Source organism: Serratia sp. X3, from assembly GCF_014982455.1.
GTDB classification, from domain to species: Bacteria; Pseudomonadota; Gammaproteobacteria; order Enterobacterales; family Enterobacteriaceae; genus Serratia; species Serratia ureilytica.
Genome location: NZ_JADCNB010000003.1, coordinates 461,799 through 482,472 on the forward strand (window position 1 = coordinate 461,799; position 20,674 = coordinate 482,472).

At 61.1% G+C, this 20,674-nt stretch carries 20 protein-coding genes; 11 read left to right on the forward strand and 9 right to left on the reverse strand.

Annotated elements, in window-relative coordinates:
• Position 1: 1 nt before the first annotated feature.
• The 4 genes from ftsQ (at position 2) to lpxC (ending at position 4,356) form a co-directional block, all read left to right on the forward strand.
• Positions 2–853 (forward strand): cell division protein FtsQ, encoded by an 852-nt coding sequence (gene ftsQ, locus IMX17_RS16370; RefSeq protein WP_004932761.1) that lies wholly within the window; start codon positions 2–4, stop codon positions 851–853.
• Entirely contained in the window at positions 850–2,106 is a 1,257-nt protein-coding gene (ftsA, locus tag IMX17_RS16375; protein WP_004932758.1) for a cell division protein FtsA, read from the forward strand. The genes ftsQ and ftsA overlap by 4 nt, the downstream gene beginning before the upstream one ends.
• A 74-nt stretch (positions 2,107–2,180) precedes the next feature.
• On the forward strand, positions 2,181–3,335 hold the full coding sequence (gene ftsZ / locus IMX17_RS16380; protein WP_004932757.1) for a cell division protein FtsZ: 1,155 nt from the start codon (positions 2,181–2,183) through the stop codon (positions 3,333–3,335).
• Between the two features lie 103 nt (positions 3,336–3,438).
• Positions 3,439–4,356, forward strand: coding sequence for a UDP-3-O-acyl-N-acetylglucosamine deacetylase (gene lpxC, locus IMX17_RS16385; protein ID WP_025159644.1), 918 nt, complete (start codon positions 3,439–3,441; stop codon positions 4,354–4,356).
• Between the two features lie 113 nt (positions 4,357–4,469).
• On the opposite strand, the gene IMX17_RS16390 is transcribed toward lpxC, so the two are convergent.
• A complete protein-coding gene (locus IMX17_RS16390) occupies positions 4,470–4,985 on the reverse strand; it encodes a DUF721 domain-containing protein (protein WP_046898125.1) in 516 nt (171 codons plus the stop codon).
• Between the two features lie 26 nt (positions 4,986–5,011).
• Between IMX17_RS16390 and secM the strand changes: the two genes are divergently transcribed.
• From secM to mutT, 3 genes are all read left to right on the forward strand, one after another.
• Complete coding sequence (secM, locus tag IMX17_RS16395; RefSeq protein WP_033641856.1) at positions 5,012–5,542, forward strand: secA translation cis-regulator SecM; 531 nt, start codon at positions 5,012–5,014, stop codon at positions 5,540–5,542.
• 82 nt (positions 5,543–5,624) lie between these two features.
• Complete coding sequence (gene secA / locus IMX17_RS16400; RefSeq protein WP_046898126.1) at positions 5,625–8,333, forward strand: preprotein translocase subunit SecA; 2,709 nt, start codon at positions 5,625–5,627, stop codon at positions 8,331–8,333.
• 80 nt (positions 8,334–8,413) lie between these two features.
• Positions 8,414–8,818: an 8-oxo-dGTP diphosphatase MutT gene (mutT, locus tag IMX17_RS16405; RefSeq protein WP_046898127.1), complete on the forward strand. Its 405-nt coding sequence runs from the start codon at positions 8,414–8,416 to the stop codon at positions 8,816–8,818.
• A 39-nt stretch (positions 8,819–8,857) separates the two neighbouring features.
• On the opposite strand, the gene yacG is transcribed toward mutT, so the two are convergent.
• From yacG to coaE, 3 genes are read right to left on the reverse strand one after another with little or no spacing between them, the layout of a single operon-like run.
• Complete coding sequence (gene yacG, locus IMX17_RS16410) at positions 8,858–9,049, reverse strand: DNA gyrase inhibitor YacG (RefSeq protein ID WP_025301578.1); 192 nt, start codon at positions 9,047–9,049, stop codon at positions 8,858–8,860.
• A gap of 51 nt (positions 9,050–9,100) precedes the next feature.
• Positions 9,101–9,853 (reverse strand): cell division protein ZapD, encoded by a 753-nt coding sequence (gene zapD, locus IMX17_RS16415; protein WP_033641859.1) that lies wholly within the window; start codon positions 9,851–9,853, stop codon positions 9,101–9,103.
• A 5-nt stretch (positions 9,854–9,858) separates the two neighbouring features.
• Positions 9,859–10,473 carry a dephospho-CoA kinase gene (gene coaE / locus IMX17_RS16420; RefSeq protein WP_193549986.1) on the reverse strand — a complete coding sequence of 205 codons (615 nt, stop codon included), beginning with the start codon at positions 10,471–10,473 and terminating at the stop codon, positions 9,859–9,861.
• A gap of 362 nt (positions 10,474–10,835) precedes the next feature.
• On the opposite strand from coaE, the gene IMX17_RS16425 reads away from it, so the two are divergent.
• A complete protein-coding gene (locus IMX17_RS16425) occupies positions 10,836–11,879 on the forward strand; it encodes a GMP reductase (protein ID WP_015376656.1) in 1,044 nt (347 codons plus the stop codon).
• A gap of 54 nt (positions 11,880–11,933) precedes the next feature.
• On the opposite strand, the gene hofC is transcribed toward IMX17_RS16425, so the two are convergent.
• The 4 genes from hofC to nadC form a co-directional block, all read right to left on the reverse strand.
• Entirely contained in the window at positions 11,934–13,133 is a 1,200-nt protein-coding gene (gene hofC / locus IMX17_RS16430) for a protein transport protein HofC (protein WP_033651666.1), read from the reverse strand.
• Positions 13,130–14,572, reverse strand: coding sequence for a type II secretion system protein GspE (gspE, locus tag IMX17_RS16435; protein WP_046898129.1), 1,443 nt, complete (start codon positions 14,570–14,572; stop codon positions 13,130–13,132). The genes hofC and gspE overlap by 4 nt, the downstream gene beginning before the upstream one ends.
• A gap of 5 nt (positions 14,573–14,577) precedes the next feature.
• Positions 14,578–15,015: a prepilin peptidase-dependent pilin gene (ppdD, locus tag IMX17_RS16440; RefSeq protein ID WP_046898130.1), complete on the reverse strand. Its 438-nt coding sequence runs from the start codon at positions 15,013–15,015 to the stop codon at positions 14,578–14,580.
• A gap of 189 nt (positions 15,016–15,204) precedes the next feature.
• A complete protein-coding gene (gene nadC / locus IMX17_RS16445; protein ID WP_046898131.1) occupies positions 15,205–16,095 on the reverse strand; it encodes a carboxylating nicotinate-nucleotide diphosphorylase in 891 nt (296 codons plus the stop codon).
• Positions 16,096–16,179: 84 nt separating this feature from the next.
• On the opposite strand from nadC, the gene ampD reads away from it, so the two are divergent.
• Complete coding sequence (gene ampD / locus IMX17_RS16450) at positions 16,180–16,776, forward strand: 1,6-anhydro-N-acetylmuramyl-L-alanine amidase AmpD (RefSeq protein ID WP_025301585.1); 597 nt, start codon at positions 16,180–16,182, stop codon at positions 16,774–16,776.
• Positions 16,776–17,630 (forward strand): beta-lactamase regulator AmpE, encoded by an 855-nt coding sequence (ampE, locus tag IMX17_RS16455; protein WP_046898132.1) that lies wholly within the window; start codon positions 16,776–16,778, stop codon positions 17,628–17,630. The genes ampD and ampE overlap by 1 nt, the downstream gene beginning before the upstream one ends.
• 61 nt (positions 17,631–17,691) lie before the next feature.
• Here the strand turns inward: ampE and hemL are convergent, their stop codons facing one another.
• On the reverse strand, positions 17,692–18,981 hold the full coding sequence (gene hemL, locus IMX17_RS16460; RefSeq protein WP_193549987.1) for a glutamate-1-semialdehyde 2,1-aminomutase: 1,290 nt from the start codon (positions 18,979–18,981) through the stop codon (positions 17,692–17,694).
• A 174-nt stretch (positions 18,982–19,155) separates the two neighbouring features.
• On the opposite strand from hemL, the gene clcA reads away from it, so the two are divergent.
• Positions 19,156–20,595 (forward strand): H(+)/Cl(-) exchange transporter ClcA, encoded by a 1,440-nt coding sequence (clcA, locus tag IMX17_RS16465; RefSeq protein ID WP_046898133.1) that lies wholly within the window; start codon positions 19,156–19,158, stop codon positions 20,593–20,595.
• The last annotated feature ends 79 nt before the right edge of the window (positions 20,596–20,674 follow it).

A 20,674-nucleotide genomic window follows, 5' to 3' on the forward strand; every position in this document is an offset into this window, starting at 1 on the left:
TATGTCGCAAGCTGCCCTGAATGCGCGCGATCGCGAGGTGGATAACGGCCCGCGCCGCAGCAATGGAACCCAGTTGGCGGGAATGATTTTCCTGCTGATGGTGTTGGGAACGGTCGTGTGGAGCGGTTGGGCGGTGCTTGGCTGGATGAAAGACGCCAGTCGCCTGCCGCTCTCAAGGCTGGTGGTGACCGGCGAACGCCATTACACCACCAACGATGATATTCGTCAGGCGATCCTGGCGCTGGGCGCGCCCGGCACCTTTATGACGCAGGATGTGGACGTTATCCAGCAGCAGATCGAACGTCTGCCGTGGATCAAGCAGGCCAGCGTGCGCAAACAATGGCCGGATGAGCTGAAGATCCATTTGGTGGAGTATGTCCCGGTGGCGCGCTGGAACGATTTGCACATGGTGGACGCCGAGGGCAAAGCGTTCAGCGTGCCGGCGGAGCGGGCGGGCAAGCAGAAGTTGCCGCTGCTCTACGGGCCGGAAGGGAGCGAGCAGGATGTGCTGGAAGGCTATCGGGCGATGAGCGCCACGTTGGCGGCCAGCAAATATACGCTGAAAATGGCGGCGATGACCGCGCGCCATTCCTGGCAGCTGGCGCTGGACAACGATGTCCGGCTTGAGCTGGGGCGCGATGACCGCAACGGGCGTTTGCAGCGGTTTATCGAGCTTTACCCGGTATTGCAGCAGCAGGGCCAGGCGGAGAGCAAGCGTGTCAGCTATGTCGATCTGCGCTACGAGTCCGGCGCTTCGGTAGGGTGGGCTCCGGTGTTGGTCGATCCGCAGGCGCTTGGCGGTCAGCAAAACAGTAATCAGCAACAGAATCAGGCACAGGCAAAACAACAATGATCAAGTCGACGGACAGAAAACTGGTAGTTGGACTGGAGATCGGTACTGCAAAAGTCTCCGCGTTGGTAGGGGAAGTTCTGCCCGATGGCATGGTCAACATTATCGGGGTGGGCAGCTGCCCGTCTCGCGGCATGGATAAGGGCGGCGTAAACGACCTGGAGTCGGTGGTGAAGTGCGTACAGCGCGCCATCGATCAGGCCGAGCTGATGGCGGACTGCCAGATCTCGTCGGTGTACCTGGCGCTGTCGGGCAAACACATCAGCTGCCAGAACGAAATCGGCATGGTGCCTATCTCGGAAGAGGAAGTGACGCAGGACGACGTGGAGAACGTGGTGCACACCGCCAAATCGGTGCGCGTGCGCGACGAACACCGCATCCTGCACGTGATTCCTCAGGAATACGCCATCGATTATCAGGAAGGCATCAAAAACCCGGTTGGGCTGTCCGGCGTGCGCATGCAGGCCAAGGTGCATCTGATTACCTGCCATAACGATATGGCGAAGAACATCGTCAAGGCCGTGGAACGTTGCGGCCTGAAAGTTGACCAACTTATTTTCGCCGGTCTGGCCGCGAGCTACGCGGTGCTGACCGAAGATGAACGCGAACTCGGCGTTTGCGTGGTGGATATCGGCGGCGGCACCATGGATATGGCGGTGTACACCGGCGGTGCGCTGCGCCACACCAAAGTGATCCCTTACGCCGGGAACGTGGTCACCAGCGATATCGCTTACGCCTTCGGCACGCCGCCGACCGACGCGGAAGCGATTAAAGTTCGACACGGTTGTGCGCTTGGGTCGATTGTTAGCAAGGATGAGAATGTAGAGGTGCCTAGCGTCGGGGGACGTCCTCCGCGCAGTCTGCAAAGACAGACGCTGGCTGAAGTCATTGAGCCACGCTACACCGAACTGTTGAATCTGGTTAACGATGAAATTTTGCAATTGCAGGAGCAACTGCGTCAGCAAGGGGTGAAGCATCATCTGGCGGCCGGTATCGTGCTGACCGGTGGCGCCGCCCAGATTGATGGCCTGGCAGCCTGTGCGCAACGGGTGTTCCACACCCAGGTACGCATCGGCCAACCCTTGAACATCACGGGTCTGACGGATTATGCGCAGGAGCCTTACTACTCGACGGCGGTAGGTCTGCTGCACTATGGAAAAGAGTCTCACCTGAGCGGTGAGACAGAAGTAGAAAAACGCGCCTCGGTGGGCAATTGGTTTAAACGCATCAATAGCTGGCTGAGAAAAGAGTTTTAATGTTTCAACAAAGAGATCATGCTGAGTAATCTTTTTATGATCTCGCAGCGACAGGCACAAAACGGAGAGAAACTATGTTTGAACCAATGGAACTAACCAATGACGCGGTGATTAAAGTCATCGGCGTCGGCGGCGGCGGTGGCAACGCCGTTGAACACATGGTGCGCGAGCGCATCGAAGGTGTTGAATTCTTCGCTGTGAACACGGACGCCCAGGCGCTCCGCAAAACGGCGGTTGGCCAAACCATCCAGATTGGTAGCGGTATTACCAAAGGTCTGGGTGCGGGCGCGAACCCGGAAGTGGGTCGCAATTCAGCGGAAGAAGACCGCGAAGCCCTGCGCGCAGCGCTGGACGGCGCAGACATGGTCTTCATCGCGGCCGGCATGGGCGGCGGTACCGGTACCGGTGCGGCGCCAGTGGTGGCTGAAGTGGCTAAAGATTTGGGTATTCTGACCGTGGCCGTGGTGACCAAGCCTTTCAACTTCGAAGGCAAAAAGCGCATGGCATTCGCGGAGCAGGGTATCGCTGAACTGTCCAAACACGTGGACTCGCTGATCACTATCCCGAACGACAAGCTGTTGAAAGTTTTGGGTCGCGGCATCTCCCTGCTGGACGCGTTCGGCGCGGCCAACGACGTGCTCAAAGGCGCGGTGCAGGGTATCGCCGAGTTGATCACCCGTCCGGGCCTGATGAACGTCGACTTCGCCGACGTGCGCACCGTGATGTCCGAAATGGGCTACGCGATGATGGGTTCCGGCGTGGCTTGCGGTGAAGACCGCGCCGAAGAAGCGGCCGAAATGGCGATCTCCAGCCCACTGCTGGAAGACATCGACCTGTCCGGCGCGCGCGGCGTACTGGTCAACATCACCGCCGGCTTCGACCTGCGTCTGGATGAGTTCGAAACCGTGGGTAACACCATCCGTGCGTTCGCTTCCGACAACGCCACCGTGGTTATCGGTACCTCGCTGGATCCGGAAATGAACGACGAACTGCGCGTCACCGTGGTGGCAACCGGTATCGGTATGGACAAGCGTCCTGAAATCACCCTGGTGACCAATAAGCAGGCCAGCCAGCCGGTGATGGATCACCGTTACCAGCAGCACGGCATGTCGCCTCTGCCGCAGGAAGTGAAACCTGCCGCCAAGGTGGTCAACGACCAAGCTGCGCAGCCGAATAAAGAGCCCGACTATCTTGATATTCCAGCCTTCCTGCGTAAACAGGCAGACTAAGAATATCCTGAGAATTTGGAATCTCCGCTCTTTGTGCTAAACTGTCCCGCCAGCCTTGCTGTATGCTTGGCTGGTAGGATGGATAACATTGCGAGATAAAACGATGATCAAACAAAGGACATTAAAACGTATTGTTCAGGCGACTGGTGTCGGTTTGCATACCGGCAAGAAAGTCACGCTGACAATGCGCCCAGCGCCGGCTAATACCGGGGTCATCTATCGTCGCACTGACTTGAATCCACCGGTTGATTTTCCGGCTGATGCAAAATCCGTGCGTGATACCATGCTCTGTACTTGCCTGGTGAATGAGCATGACGTGCGTATTTCGACCGTTGAGCATCTTAACGCCGCGCTGGCTGGGCTGGGCATCGACAACATCGTCATCGAAGTCGACGCCGCTGAAATCCCAATCATGGACGGCAGCGCCAGTCCGTTCGTGTTCTTACTGCTGGATGCCGGCATCGAAGAACTGAACTCGGCGAAGAAATTCCTGCGTCTGAAAGAGACCGTACGCGTTGAAGATGGCGACAAGTGGGCCGAGCTGTCCCCGCATAACGGGTTCCGCCTGGACTTCACCATCGACTTCAACCACCCGGCCATCGACGCCAGCTCTCAGCGCTATCGTCTTGATTTCTCGGCTGAGTCTTTTGTGCGTCAAATCAGCCGTGCGCGCACCTTCGGGTTCATGCGTGATATCGAATACCTGCAGTCCCGCGGCCTGGCCCTGGGCGGCAGCTTCGACTGCGCCATCGTGGTAGACGACTACCGCGTGCTGAACGAAGACGGTCTGCGTTTCGAAGACGAATTCGTACGTCACAAAATGCTGGACGCCATCGGCGACCTGTTCATGTGCGGCCACAACATCATTGGCGCGTTCACCGCGTACAAGTCTGGTCACGCGTTGAACAACAAACTGCTGCAGGCCGTACTGGCCAAGCAGGAAGCGTGGGAATACGTGACCTTCCAGGACGAAGCCGAAATGCCATTGGCATTCAAGGCACCGTCTACCGTATTGGCGTAAGGTCTGCTTTCCTCGCCTGCGAATAACGGCAGGCGCATCCCCTGAGAGCCTGAGAATTCAGGCTCACGATGGTGTAATGTCGGCTGCCAGATGTTTTGCAGTTGTGTCGCTGATTACTTATCACGACTGGTTGTATTGGTACCCTCTCCGGCCAATGCAGCCAGCCGTTCCAATATCTTGCGCAGTTTCTCCGGGCTACGGCTCGCTAATCCTCTCAGCTCTTCCGCACTCTCCAGACTCAAATGCCGCATCGGCACGGGTTTTTCCGGCGCTTTTTCGGCGTTTTGCACCTGGTTGTTGCCTTTCGCCATCAAGGCCGGATTAATCCTGATGTCGATCGACGACAATGATGGTAGAATTTGCGCTCGTAGTGCAGACAGCAAAGCGGGTTGTTCGTAGCGCAAGCGCATCATCCAACTGGCATTTGCCGTTTCGAGCACTAAAATACCCTGTCGGAAATTCGCGACGCGGCACCAGGGATGCAGGGGAGCGGGCAACAGGCCCTTCACTGCACGGTTAAGCTTGAGCAGCGCCACCGCGCGTTGCTGGACGTTATGCAGCGGCCCTTTGCTGCCGGCAGACGCGTCGTCGAACAGGACATCTAATAATTGTGGACGGCTATCGCGCATAATGGGCTCCGGCGGATTATAAACTCGTGATCGGTATTCTAAATCGTTGGCGACAATTTGGCAGACGTTATTTCTGGCCCCATCTCCTGTTAGGGATGGTTGCGGCCACGCTTGGCGCGCCTTCCAATTTGTCCGGCGCACCCGATCAGGCCGCATTGCCGAGCACATCGTCCAGCCTTAACCGGCAAAATTCGGCCAACGGCACCTTCAACAGCCTGGCCCTGCTGCAGGACGCGCATCGCCGTCCTACCTTCAGCGTAGATTATTGGCAGCAACATGCGCTGCGCACCGTCATTCGTCACCTCTCTTTCGCGCTGGCGCCGCAGGCGGTTTATGCGCGGGTGCAGGAGAGCGAAGCCGAAGCGGAACCCCCTTTGCAGGTAGCGCAACTGGCGCTGCTTTCTACTCTCAACGCGCTGCTGACGCACGAGCCGAAGCCGCCGACCATCATTCGCCACACCCACCTTGAGGTGCTGCCAACGCTGGCGCGGCACCAGACCGGCCTGTGGGTGGCGCAGGTGCAGGGCATTCGCGCCGGGCCCGTCGCCCTCGTCTGATCTCGCCCTTTGGGCACAAAAACCATAAATAATAGCAAGTTGACTGCCGCGCTCGGCGGTCATGACAGAGATATCAAACATCATGTTAGTGAAATTATTAACCAAAGTTTTTGGCAGCCGTAACGATCGTACCCTGCGCCGCATGCGCAAAGTGGTTGAGCAGATCAACCGCATGGAACCGGACATGGAAAAGCTGTCCGATGACGAGCTGAAAGCGAAAACCAACGAATTCCGCGCGCGCCTGGAGAAGGGCGAATCGCTGGAAAGCCTGATCCCGGAAGCCTTCGCCGTGGTGCGTGAGGCGAGCAAGCGCGTGTTCGGCATGCGTCACTTTGACGTGCAGCTGCTGGGCGGCATGGTACTGAACGACCGCTGCATCGCCGAGATGCGCACCGGTGAAGGTAAAACCCTGACCGCGACGCTGCCGGCCTACCTGAACGCCCTGAGCGGCCGCGGCGTGCACGTCGTGACCGTCAACGACTATCTGGCGCAGCGCGACGCCGAAAACAACCGTCCGCTGTTCGAGTTCCTCGGTCTGAGCATCGGCATCAACCTGCCGGGCATGCCGGCGCCGGCCAAGCGCGAAGCTTACGCTGCCGACATCACCTACGGCACCAACAACGAGTACGGCTTCGACTACCTGCGCGACAACATGGCGTTCAGCCCGGAAGAGCGTGTGCAGCGCAAACTGCACTATGCGCTGGTGGATGAGGTGGACTCCATCCTGATCGATGAAGCGCGTACGCCGCTGATCATCTCCGGCCCGGCAGAAGACAGCTCCGAGATGTACATCAAGGTCAACAAGCTGATCCCTAAACTGATCCGCCAGGAAAAAGAAGACTCCGACACCTTCAAAGGTGAAGGGCACTTCTCGGTGGACGAGAAGGCGCGTCAGGTACACCTGACCGAACGCGGTCTGATCCTGATTGAAGAGATGCTGGTGGAAGCCGGCATCATGGATGAAGGCGAATCGCTGTACTCGCCGACCAACATCATGCTGATGCACCACGTTACCGCCGCGCTGCGCGCTCACGTGCTGTTCACCCGCGACGTGGATTACATCGTGAAAGACGGCGAAGTGATCATCGTCGATGAGCACACCGGCCGTACCATGCAGGGCCGCCGCTGGTCCGACGGTCTGCACCAGGCGGTGGAAGCCAAAGAAGGCGTGGAGATCCAGAACGAGAACCAGACGCTGGCTTCGATCACCTTCCAGAACTACTTCCGTCTGTATGAGAAGCTGGCCGGGATGACCGGTACCGCCGATACCGAAGCCTTCGAATTCAGCTCGATCTACAAGCTGGACACGATCGTGGTGCCAACCAACCGTCCGATGATCCGTAAAGACATGCCGGATCTGGTGTACATGACCGAGAAAGAGAAGATCGGCGCCATCATTGAAGACATCCGCGAGCGTACCGCCAAAGGCCAGCCGGTGCTGGTGGGGACTATCTCGATCGAGAAATCCGAAGTGGTGTCCCGAGAGCTGACCAAAGCGGGCATCGACCACAAGGTGTTGAACGCCAAATTCCACGCCATGGAAGCGGACATCGTCGCCCAGGCCGGCCAGAGCGGTGCGGTGACCATCGCCACCAACATGGCGGGCCGTGGTACCGATATCGTGCTGGGCGGCAGCTGGCAGGCCGAAGTGGCGCTGCTGGAAGAACCGACCGAAGAGCAGATCGAAGCCATCAAAGCCGCCTGGAAAGAGCGCCACGACGCGGTGCTGGCGGCGGGCGGCCTGCATATCATCGGCACCGAGCGCCATGAATCGCGCCGTATCGATAACCAGCTGCGCGGCCGTTCCGGTCGTCAGGGCGACGCCGGTTCATCCCGCTTCTACCTGTCGATGGAAGATGCCCTGATGCGTATCTTCGCCTCGGATCGCGTGTCCGGCATGATGCGTAAACTGGGCATGAAAGAAGGCGAAGCAATTGAGCACCCGTGGGTGACCAAGGCGATCGCCAACGCGCAGCGCAAAGTGGAAAGCCGCAACTTCGATATCCGTAAGCAACTGCTGGAATACGACGACGTCGCCAACGATCAGCGCCGCGCCATCTACAGCCAGCGTAATGAATTGCTGGACGTGTCCGACGTGAGCGAAACCATCGCCAGCATCCGCGAGGACGTGTTCAAGAGCACCATCGACAACTACATCACGCCGCAGTCGCTGGAAGAAGAGTGGGACATTCAGGGGCTGGAAGAGCGTCTGAAGAACGACTTCGATCTGGAGATGCCGATCGCCCAGTGGCTGGACAAAGAGCCGGAGCTGCACGAAGAGACGCTGCGCGAACGTATTCTGGAGAACGCCAAAGAGCAGTATCAGCGTAAGGAAGAAGTGGTCGGCAGCGAGATGATGCGCAACTTCGAGAAGGGCGTGATGCTGCAGACGCTGGATTCCCTGTGGAAAGAGCACCTGGCGGCGATGGACTACCTGCGTCAGGGCATCCACCTGCGCGGCTATGCGCAGAAGGATCCGAAGCAGGAGTACAAGCGCGAATCCTTCAACATGTTCGCCACCATGCTGGAATCGCTGAAATATGAAGTGATCAGCGTGCTGAGCAAGGTACAGGTGCGGATGCCGGAAGAGGTGGAAGCGCTGGAACAGCAGCGCCGTGAAGAGGCCGAGCGCCTGGCGCAGCAGCAACAGCTGAGCCACCACGACGAGAACGCGCTGGTGACCGAAGATCCGAACGCGCCGGCGACCGCCGAGCGCAAAGTGGGCCGCAACGATCCTTGCCCATGCGGTTCCGGCAAGAAATACAAGCAGTGCCACGGCCGCCTGCAGTAATGCCGGCCGCGGTTGACCGATAATACCCAGGGGTTCAGCTTGCTGAGCCCCTGTTTTTTGGCACCCATCAGGAGGGTGAGATGAAACATCTGAATATTGCCGTGGGCATCATCCGCAATGCTCAACGGGAGATCTTTATTACGCGCCGCGCCGCTGACGCGCACATGGCCGGATTCTGGGAGTTTCCTGGCGGCAAGATCGAGCAGGGTGAGACGCCGGAACAGGCGCTGAGCCGCGAGTTGCGCGAAGAGACCGGTATCGAAGCCGAGCGGGCCGAACTGCTGGAGGTGGTGGAACATCGTTTCAGCGATCGCATCGTGACGCTGAATTTTTATCTGGTGGAGCGTTGGGCGGGCGAGCCGTTTGGCCGTGAGGGGCAGCCGATGCGCTGGGTAAAACAGGCGGAGCTGCGTGAAGACGAGTTCCCGGAAGCCAACGCCGGCATTATCCAACTGCTGGTGGCGCAGGCTGGTGCCGCGCAATAGCACTATCGGCCTGGCGCGCGCCAGGCCTGCAAACGGCGACTAGCGGTCGTCGAGTTCGCTCCAGTCCTCACTTTCCGACAGATCGCTGTTGCTCGGAATGCGCTTCTCTTCATCGGCCCACTCGCCAAGATCGATCAGCTGGCAGCGCTTGCTGCAAAATGGCCGGAACGGGCTGACTTCGCCCCAAACCACGCCGGTGCCACAGGTTGGGCATTTCACTACGGTCGTCATAACGGTTCCTTACGCCTTCTGGCGGTGCTGAGAAGGCTTGCTTTCATGAGTTCAACAACAGGCCAGTTCGAACGTCAGGCGTTCAGGCACCATGCCATGTTCGCTGTCCAACGGCAGGAAACGAATGGCATAACGCGTCTTGTGGCCGGAAATTTGCGGATAAAGCTGCGGTGCCAGATGGAGGCGCAGGCGCAGCAGATCCGCCCCTTCGGCGTTGTCCTGGAAAAAACCGTTCAGGCTGATTTGATTGCGGAACGGCCCCGACTGACGGATCAGATCCAGCACCATGATCAGCGCCTGGTTCAGCGGATCCAGCGACTGCAGCCAGGCGGCGACGTCGGCATCGCGATCCTGCTGCGGCGCGTGCATCCACATGTGCAGGGTCGGCAGATCGAAGCTGCAGCAGCCGCCGGGAATGTTCAGACGCTGGCGCACCAGGCCGATCAGCCGGTCTTCACGCAGTGCCTGACCGAGGCGCGGTGCCGCCATCAGCGCCGATGAACGCGACTTCAACTGGCCGCGCAACTGCTCGATCAATGCCATATCCACGCCCGGCACATCGGCCCAGGCCAACAGTTTTTGCTGTTGACGCTCCAGCTCTTTGAGCAGTTCGGTGCGTACCTCGCCGCGCTCCAGCACGTCCAGCAAATCGGAGACGGTGCGGAAAAAGGTAAGGGCGATGGCGGTTTCGCTCAGGGCGCGCTGGCCGTGCAGCTGTTGCAGTAAAAACTCGATGCGCAGCCAGGTGCGCATTTTTTCGTTCAGCGGGTGTTCAAAGAGAACGGTTGGGGAAACATCACTCATGCAGTTTAATCCTGTTGGGGCGCTGTTGCCGCCAGTTCAAGGTAGCGACGATGCAGTGCGGCGACCCGTGGCTCTATCCCCTGAGCGGCGCCGCTGTTGTCAATAATGTCATCCGCAACGGCGAGGCGCTGCTGGCGCGTGGCCTGGGCGGCGAGAATGCTCTGCGCTTGCTCGCGGCTGATGCCGTCGCGCGCGATGGTGCGAGCCAACTGGGTTTCGGTGTCGACGTCGATCACCAGCACCCGATCGGCGCAATCCTGCAGGCCGTTTTCCACCAGCAGCGGCACGACCCACAGCGCGTACGGGCTGGTGGCCTGCGCCAGTTGGCGCTGGGTCTCGCGGTGTATCAGCGGATGCAGCAGCTGGTTCAGCCAGGTTTTGTCATCGGGATGGCTGAAGATGCGCTGACGCAGCGCAGCGCGGTTGAGCGCGCCGTCCGGCAGCAACATTTCATGACCAAATCGCTCGGCGATCGCGGCCAAGGCAGGGGTGCCCGGCTCAACGACCTGACGGGCGATCACGTCGGCATCGATAATGGCTGCGCCGTGGCGCGCAAAGGCGTTCGCAACGGTCGTTTTGCCGCTGCCTATGCCCCCGGTCAACGCAACAATGTAGGCCATGGTGTTAGGTGCATCCGATGTTCATAAAAAAATAATAGACGAATCATAAAGCGATCGCGCAGAAGTGCAAGTCGGCAGGCGGCGCTTGCGCCTCGGCCCCGTTTGGGCGGCGAGAAAAAGCGCAGCGGCACGGCAGAAATGAGCGGGCAATCACACTGCGATTATGCAGGTAAATTTGTCGGATTGTAGCGTAAATAAAGGCGAATTCGCAGTCTTGTTCGGCGATTATTAGCGCGTATTATAACGTCACTGGAACTGGCATTAATCTCGCCGTCATCTTTCCGCGCCACGGGAAAGCCGTCGGGCAGAGGTTCGAATATCCTCCTTGCGATCCGTCGCCATTAACCAGGAAATCATAAGTCATGCGTATTGAAGAAGATTTGAAGTTAGGCTTTAAAGACGTGTTGATCCGCCCTAAGCGTTCCACGTTGAAAAGCCGTTCCGAGGTTGAACTGGAACGTCAGTTTACCTTCAAGCATTCAGGTTGCAGCTGGTCCGGCGTGCCGATTATCGCCGCCAACATGGACACGGTGGGCACCTTCCGCATGGCCGAGGCCCTGGCTTCTTTCGACGTTCTCACCGCGGTACACAAACATTACAGTGTCGAGCAATGGGCTGACTTCGTGCAGCGCATGCCGGAATCGGTGCTGCGCCACGTGATGGTGTCCACCGGCACCTCCGAAGCCGACTTCGCCAAAATGCAGCAGATCCTGGCCCTGTCTCCGGCGCTGAAATTCATCTGTATCGATGTGGCCAACGGCTACTCTGAACACTTCGTCGCCTTCCTGCAGAAAGCGCGCGAAGCCTGCCCGAATCACGTCATCTGCGCCGGCAACGTAGTGACCGGCGAGATGGTGGAAGAGTTGATCCTCTCCGGCGCCGACATCGTTAAAGTCGGCATCGGGCCGGGATCGGTATGCACCACCCGCGTGAAGACCGGCGTGGGCTATCCGCAGCTGTCGGCGGTGATCGAATGCGCCGATGCGGCCCACGGGCTGGGCGGCCAAATCGTCAGCGACGGCGGTTGCTCGGTGCCGGGCGATGTCGCCAAAGCCTTCGGCGGCGGCGCGGACTTCGTGATGCTGGGCGGCATGCTGGCCGGCCACGACGAGTGCGAAGGCACCGTGGTGGAAGAGAACGGCGAGAAATTCATGCTGTTCTACGGCATGAGCTCCGAGTCAGCGATGAAGCGCCACGTCGGCGGCGTGGCGGAGTATCGCGCGGCCGAAGGCAAAACTGTCAAGCTGCCGCTGCGGGGCGAGGTGGAGTTCACCGTGCGCGATATCCTCGGCGGCCTGCGTTCTGCCTGCACCTACGTCGGCGCCGAGCGTTTGAAAGAGCTGACCAAGCGCACCACCTTTATCCGCGTGGCGGAGCAGGAAAACCGCGTCTTCGGCAGCAAATAAGCCGCACCTTGCATTCGGGCGCAGTGCATCGCAGCGCCCGCTATCCTTTTACCCTTATCCCAACACGCTGCCCAGTTGAAAGATAGGCAGGTACATGGCGATCACCAAAGCGCCGACAATCCCACCTACCACCAGCATCAGCAGCGGCTCCAGCGTTTGCGCCAGCGTATCGGCCAGCTCGTGCGTCTGCCGTTCATACCACTGCGCCAATTTATCCAGCAAGGCGTCCAGCGAACCGGACTCTTCGCCCACCCGCACCAACTGCCGGCACAGCGGCGGAAACAGCGGTTGCAGGCCCAGGGCATGATGAAAGGCTTCGCCTTCGGCGATCTGCCGTTGCACCTGCTCCAGCGCCTGTTTGTACAGCAGATGGTCAGCCGCCAGCGCCGCCGCGTTCAACCCTTCCACCAGCGTCAGCCCGGCGCGTTGGGTCATGGTCAGGATGCGAAATGTTTGGCTCAGCGCGCCGCCGCTCACCAGCCGGGCGATCAGCGGCAGGCGCAGCAAGAGTGCCTGTTCACGTCTGCGCCACGGCGGGCGCGGGTGCAGCCAGCGGCCATAGCCGAACAGCGACGCGCCCAGCAGCAACGCCAGATAGGGGCCGGTGGCGATCAACTGCGCAGACAATGCCAGCAACCCTTGGGTAAACCAGGGCAGCGGCGCATCGAACGATTGATAAACCTTGGCGAATTCCGGCAGCACCATCACCAGCATCAACACGCTGACCATCAGCGCCACCGCGCAGATGAAGAGGGGATAACGCAGCGCTTTGGTCACCTTGCGGCGCAGCAGCAACTGGGCCTCCTGTTGTTGCGCCAGCTGCAGGCAGCAGCGATCGAGGTTGCCGGTCAGTTCACCGATGGCGATCAGCTGGCGATAGATCAGGGGAAAAATCCCCGGTTGTTCGGCGAGGGTTTCGGAAAGCGGTTGCCCTTCGCGCACCTGGTCGGCCAGCTGGCGCAGCAGGCAGCGCCAGGCTGCCGAAGGATGCTCTGCTGCCAGCAACTGCAGCGCATTGACCAGCGGCAACCCCGCCTGCAGCAGAGTGGCGAGCTGGCGGGTGAAGTGGATTAACGGTTCTCCACGCCATTGGCCGGGCGTAACGCGTTTGCCGTGCCCGATTCGGCACGGTTGCAGGCCTTGTTCGATCAGCAACCGGCTCACCTGCCGTTTTTCCTCGCTCATCAGTTCGCCGCGGCGTAAGGCGCCCTGTGCGTCGAAAGCCTGCCAAAGAAACAACCGGCGCGCTTTCATGGTGCGGCTATGCCAGGCTGGACGACGTCGATCACGCGGTACAGTTCTTCCAGCGAGGTCGTGCCTTCGGCGGCCAGCGCCAGGCCCGCCTGCAGCAGCGAAAGCTGCCCCTGTTCGCGGGCGATATCCGCCAGCAGACTGGGAGCGGCGTTCGCCAGCAATGCCGCCTGTATTTCCGGCGTAATGGCCAACAGTTCATACACGCCGATGCGCCCATAGTAACCGCCGAAGCAATGCTCGCAGCCATCGGCGCGCCAGACGGTCAGCGGTTCCGGCCAGATCGCGCTGGGAAAATGCGTCGGCTGGCTGTGCGGATAGCGGCAGTGGCGGCACAGTCTGCGCACCAACCGCTGCGCGACGACCAGCTTCAGGCAGCCGGCGAGCAGGTAGCCGGGGATCCCCATGTGCATCAGCCGCGTCAGGGTTTCGCCGGTGGAGTTGGTATGCAGCGTCGACAGCACCAGGTGGCCGGTTTGCGCGGCCTTGACCGCGATCTCGGCGGTTTCCGCATCGCGGATCTCGCCGATCATGATGACGTCTGGATCCTGGCGCAGCAGGGCGCGCAGCACCCGGGCGAAGCTCAGCTCGGTTTTGGCGTTGATCTGAGTCTGATTAACGCCGAACAGCGGGATCTCGACCGGATCCTCGACGCTGCACAGGTTGCTCTGCGCATCGTTCAACTGGCGCAGACCGCTGTACAGCGTCACCGTTTTGCCGCTGCCGGTCGGGCCGGTCACCAGGATCAACCCTTGCGGGCAGGCCAGCGCCGTCGCATAGCGCGCCAGATCCGCCCGGCTCATGCCTAACTGATCCAGCGGCAGTTCTTGTTGCTCGCCCTGCTGAACGCGCAGCACCACCTTTTCGCCGTGCAGCGTCGGCAGGGTGGCGATACGCATGGCATAGCGCGCGCTGTCCAGCGTCAGGCTGAGCTGCCCGTCCTGAGGCTGACGGCGCTCGGCGATATCCAGCTGGCCGAGGATCTTCAGCCGGGCGATGAGGCGCGCGGCCAGCTGCGGCGGCGGTGAGGCGAGGGTTTGCAGCACGCCGTCGATGCGCAGACGAATGCGAAAATGCTGCCGAAAGGGCTCGAAGTGGATGTCCGAGGCGCGGCGCTGGATGGCCAGGCGCAGCGTCTGGTTGATGAATTGCACCACCGGCGCATCGCCGTCGTCGGGGTAGGCGATATCGGTCGTGTCCTCTTCGGCCGCCAGCGGCGCCGAGAGCGGTTCGTGGCGCTGGTTAAGCGCCAGCTCCAACCTGGCCGCCGGCCATTGTTCCAGATGGATGCGTTTGCCGGTGGCGAAACGCAGCGCCGCCAGCAGCCCCTGCGGCGCTTCTTCGCTGAGCGCGACCGTCAGTGTGGTCGGGTCTTCGCTCAGCGCCAGCGCCTGATAGCGCCGACACAGGGTGTGAACCTCTTCGCTGATTTGCGCGTTCATCGCCGTTACTCCGCCGCGTCGTCGAAGCGGAAGACTTCCCGGCATACCTCAACCAGCGTCGCGTTTTCGCTGCTGCACAGCCGGGTCCAGCGGGTCAGCCCATCGGCGTTCGACTTGGGGGTTAACGCCACCGCCAGCCCCTGCAGCGTTTGGGCGCCGGTCAGCGTGATTACGCCTTTAACGACTTTCACCCCGCTGACATAACGCGACGCGCCGCTGGTGGGAATGCCTTTGCTGCCGGCTTCACAGCCGGCGGGCGCGCCTTCATCCAGCACGCACAGCTCGACCGCCAGCTTATACGGCGCCATGGTTTGCAGCATGTCGGTCATCGCCGCTTTCTGGATGTAGCGCTGATAGGCGGGAATGCCGATGGCGCTGAGGATGGCGATGATGGCGATCACCACCATCAGTTCGATCAGGCTAAAGCCGCGTTGCGTTTCCATGCGTTGTTTCCTCCATAAGGGTGTGGAAAACAACGGTAGCGGTTTGCGCGGGGGAACGGCGAGCGGGTTTTACGCGTTTCTCGGCGAACTTCCATCAGTATTGATGTCGTTTGCAGCGGAGGGAAAAACGGTGCGAGGGGCTTCGCAAATCTGCGGTAACGCCCCCGGCGGCGGCCGGGGGCGAGGGGATCATTTGAAGCGCATCGACAGATCGAGCGCGGTCACATGCTTGGTCAGCGCGCCGACCGAAATGTAATCCACGCCGGTCTCGGCGAAGGTGCGCAGCGTCTCGCTGGTGACGTTGCCGGACACTTCCAGCTGGGCGCGGCCCTGGGTTTGGGCGACCGCCTGACGCATCATCTCGACGCTGAAGTTGTCCAGCATGATGATGTCGGCGCCGGCGTCCAGCGCCTGCTGCAGTTCATCGAGCGACTCGACTTCCACTTCCACCGGCACGTCGGCGTGCAGCCAGAAGGCTTTTTCCACCGCGTTTTTGATCGAGCCGGAGGCGATGATGTGGTTTTCCTTGATCAGGAAGGCATCGGACAGCCCCAGCCGATGGTTGCTGCCGCCCCCACACAGCACGGCGTATTTCAGCGCGGTGCGCAGGCCGGGCAAGGTCTTGCGGGTATCGAGCAGGCGAGTCTGGGTGCCTTCCAGCAGAGCCACGTAGCGGCTGACCTCGGTCGCCACGCCGGAGAGCATCTGCACGAAGTTCAGCGCGGTGCGCTCGCCGGTCAACAGCACCCGCGCAGGGCCGCGCAGCCGGCAAAGCGGTTGGTTCGGTATCAGACGGTCGCCGTCTGCCACCAGCCACTCCACCTGCACCTGGTTGCCCAACTGAATAAAGACTTCGTTCAGCCAGCGGCGGCCGCAGAACACGCCGGCTTCGCGGGTAATGACGGTGGCTTCGGCCTGCTTGTCCGCCGATAACAATTGCGCGGTAATATCGCGCCCGGCGTTAACTTCACCTCCCAGGTCTTCGCGCAGCGCCTGGGCGACGGCATAGGGAATATCACTTTCAATACGTTCAAGAAGCTCGGTGCGGCGACGGTCGGCACTGTAGCGGCGTGTCGGCATGGAAAACTCCGAAATGGACGGTTAGTTCGTAGGGGAACATGCTACTCTGTTGCAGGAATAAGTACCACCGCAGAGAGGTGTCTGATGCAGTTGGAAAATGGCTGGATTGTCGGGGTGACGCGAGTGGTTTCGCCGCACTGCGATCGGCGCCCGGATGACGAGCCGCCCTCGCTGCTGGTCATCCATAACATCAGCCTGCCGCCCGGCGAATTCGGTGGCCCCTATATCGACCAGCTGTTCACCGGCACGCTAGATCCCGCGCAGCACCCTTATTTCGCCGAGATCCATCAGCTGCGAGTGTCTGCGCACTGCCTGATCCGCCGCGACGGGGAGATCGTGCAGTATGTGCCCTTCGACCAGCGCGCGTGGCACGCGGGCGTTTCTCTGTATCAGGGGCGCGAACGGTGCAACGATTTCTCCATCGGCATCGAGCTGGAAGGCACCGACCAGTTAGCCTACACCGAGGCGCAATATCGCACGCTGCAGGCGGTCACCGCACTGCTGGCCGAACATTATCCGCCGTTGGCGGCGCATATCGCCGGGCATTGCGATATCGCCCCCGGCCGCAAAACCGATCCCGGGCCGGCGTTCGATTGGGATCGCTATCTGGCATCTCTGGAACAACGCGGCGCGCCCGCCGACGCTATGCTTGAGACAAGAAAAAGGGAGAGGAATCGCTAATGACGCTGTTTACGCTGTTGCTGGTTTTGGCCTGGGAGCGCCTGTTCAAGCTGGGTGAACACTGGCAGCTGGATCACCGTCTTGAAGTGGTGTTTCAGCGGCTGCATCGGGTTTCGCTGGCGCAGACGCTGGCGATGACCGCCGCCTGGATGGTGATCGTCTGGGGCGTTCTGTGGTTGTCGCACGGGTTATTCTTCGGCGTGGTGACGCTGCTGCTGTGGATCGTCATCGATCTGCTGTGCGTCGGCGCCGGCATCAAGCGCAAACACTATCGCGCCTACCTGAAAGCGGCGCGGCAGGGGGATACCCATGCCAGCGATCAGATGGCGGAAGAGCTGGCGTTGATCCACGGTTTGCCGGTGGACTGCAGTGAAGAGCTGCGCCTGCGCGAGCTGCAAAACGCGCTGCTGTGGATCAACTTCCGTTATTACCTGGCGCCGCTGTTCTGGTTCGTGGTCTTTGGGCCGTACGGGCCGATCGCGCTGGCGGGATATGCCTTCCTGCGCGCCTATCAAACCTGGCTGGCGCGCCACAATACGCCGCTGGAGCGTTCGCAGTCGGGCATCGATCAGCTGCTGAACTGGCTGGACTGGATCCCGGTGCGTTTGGCCGGGGTGGCCTATGCGTTGTTCGGCCACGGCGAGCGCGCGCTGCCGGCCTGGTTCGCCTCGCTCGGGGATCGGCATTCGTCGTCGTATCAGGTGTTGACGCGGCTGGCGCAGTTCTCGCTGGCGCGCGATCCGCATATGGACCCGGTGCAAACGCCGCGGGCGGCGGTGACGCTGGCGCGCAAGGTGACGATGATCATCGTGGTGGTGGTGGCGCTGTTGACCATTTATGGCACGCTGCTGTAAACCGCCGTGAAAAACAAAACGGGCGCCTCGGCGCCCGTTTCTTTTGGCCATCCGGCCGGGATTACAGCTTGGCGAAGCAGCGACGCGCGGCGTCGATGGTGCGCTGGATGTCTTCCTTGCTGTGCGCCACGGACATGAAGCCCGCTTCGAAGGCGGACGGCGCGAGATACACCCCCTCTTCCAGCATCAGGTGGAAGAAGCGCTTGAAGCGTTCCACGTCGCACTGCATCACGTCCTGGTAGCAGGTGACCGCCGGCGCGTCGGTGAAGAACAGGCCGAACATGCCGCCGACGTTGTTGACCACCAACGGAATATTCTCTTCCTGCGCCGCGTGCAGCAGGCCAGCGGCCAGCATCTCGGTCAGTTCGGTCAGCGTCTGATGCACGCCGACCTGCGACACTTCGGTCAGGCAAGCGTAGCCCGCCGCCATGGCGATCGGGTTGCCGGACAGGGTGCCCGCCTGGTAGATCGGGCCGGTCGGCGCCAGCGCGTCCATCACCTCGCGCCGGCCGCCGAAGGCGCCCACCGGCATGCCGCCGCCGATGATTTTGCCGAGGCAGGTCAGATCCGGCTCGACGCCGTAATAGGATTGCGCGCCGGCCAGCGCGACGCGGAAGCCGGTCATCACTTCGTCGATGATCAAGAGCGCGCCGTACTTGTCGCACAGGGCGCGCAGGCCCGGCAGGAATTCCGGCAGCGGCGGCACGCAGTTCATGTTGCCGGCGACCGGCTCGACGATGATACAGGCGATTTCGGACGGGTACTGTTCGAAGGCGGCGCGCACCGAATCCAGATCGTTATAGGTGCAGGTCAGGGTGTGTTTGGCGAAGTCGGCCGGCACGCCCGGTGAGTTCGGCTGGCCGAGGGTCAGCGCGCCGGAGCCGGCTTTCACCAGCAGGCAGTCGGCGTGGCCGTGGTAGCAGCCTTCGAACTTGATGATTTTATCGCGGTTGGTGTAGCCGCGCGCCAGGCGGATGGCGCTCATGGTGGCTTCGGTGCCCGAGTTCACCATGCGCACCATATCCATCGTCGGCACCAGCTCGGTGACCAGCTGCGCCATTTTGACTTCCATCTCGGTCGGCGCGCCGAAGCTCAGGCCGCGCTGCGCCGCTTCGATCACCGCGTCGCGGATCGCCGGGTGGTTATGCCCCAGCACTATCGGCCCCCAGGAACCGACATAGTCGATATAGGCCTTGCCGTCGGCATCGAACAGGTAAGCCCCGTCTGCGCGCTCGATAAACAGCGGCACACCGCCCACGCCGGTGAATGCACGCACCGGAGAGTTTACCCCGCCGGGGATCAACTGTTGCGCCTGGGCGTACAGACTTTCGGACTTGCTGTGTAGGCTCATAAATCGGCTCCTGGATTCTCTTTTGAATGATTTGACCGCGCTATTCTAGAGGAGAGCGCCGCGTTATGAAACGATCACAGTCAGATACCATTAACGGCAGCGCCCGCCGCCGGGTTGGGGTAGAATAACCGCCTTGCCTATTTGTATTACAAATTACCTGACGAATCACTCGCGATGACAGAATCACAATCACAGCCAGTCGGGACGTTGAGCCCGCGTCTTAGCCGCAGCGATGCGGTGCGCCAGTTTATCCGCCGCGATAAAACGCCGGTGGCGATCCTGTTGATGGCCGCGCTGGTGGGGACGCTGGCCGGTTTGCTCGGCGTGGCCTTCGATAAAGCGGTGGCGTGGGTGCAGCAGCAGCGGCTGGCTTCGCTGGCGCAGGTCGCCGACTTCTGGATCCTGGTGTGGCCGCTGGCGTTTATCTTGTCCGCCGCGCTGGCGGCGCTGGGTTATTACCTGGTGCGGCGCTTTGCGCCTGAGGCGGGCGGTTCGGGCATTCCTGAGATCGAAGGCGCGCTGGAGGAGCTGCGGCCGGTGCGCTGGTGGCGCGTGATACCGGTGAAATTCATCGGCGGCATGGGAACGCTGGGGGCGGGCATGGTGCTGGGGCGCGAAGGGCCTACGGTGCAGATGGGCGGCAACGTCGGGCGCATGGTATTGGACGTGCTGCGCATTCGCGGCGCCGAGGCGCGCCATTCGCTGCTGGCGACCGGGGCCGCCGCCGGGCTGTCCGCCGCGTTCAACGCGCCGCTGGCCGGCATTCTGTTTATCATCGAAGAGATGCGGCCGCAGTTTCGCTACAACCTGATCTCGATTAAAGCGGTGTTTATCGGCGTTATCATGTCGAGCGTGGTGTTCCAGCTGTTCAACGGCCAAGGCTCGGTGATCGCGGTCGGCAAACTCGCCTCGGCGCCCATCAACACCTTGTGGCTCTATCTGGTGTTGGGCGCGATATTCGGCGCGGTGGGCGTGGGATTCAACGCGCTGATCTTTCGCACTCAGGACATGTTCGCGCGCCTGCACGGCGGCAGAATGCGCAATGTGCTGCTGATGGGCGGGCTGCTCGGCGGCGTGTGCGGCATTCTGGGGCTGATCCAGCCGGAGGCGGCGGGCGGCGGCTTTGGGCTGATCCCGATCGCCGCGGCGGGCAATTACAGCGTCGGCATGTTGATGTTCATTTTCATTACCCGCATCTTCACCACGCTGCTGTGCTTCGGTTCCGGCGCGCCGGGCGGCATCTTTGCGCCGATGTTGGCGCTGGGCACGCTGTTCGGCACCGCCTTCGGGCTGGCGGGGGCGCATTTGTTCCCGCAGTACGGCATCGAGGCGGGCACTTTCGCCATCGCCGGCATGGGGGCGTTGTTCGCCGCCACGGTGCGCGCCCCGCTGACCGGCATCGTGTTGGTGCTGGAAATGACCGACAACTACCAGCTGATTTTACCGATGATCATCACCTGCCTGGGCGCTACGGTGGTGGCGCAGCTGCTCGGCGGCAAGCCGCTGTATTCGTCGATCCTGGCGCGCACCCTGCAACGGCAGGAGGCGCAGTTGGCGCGGGAAGCGGCGGAGAAAACAAGTAAAGAAAATACAACAAATGCGGTGAATACTTGAACGCAACACTCAGGTATCGGATAATCGTTAATATTAATCAGGCAGCCCTGGTCGCGATCTGATGCTGAACAATGTTGGG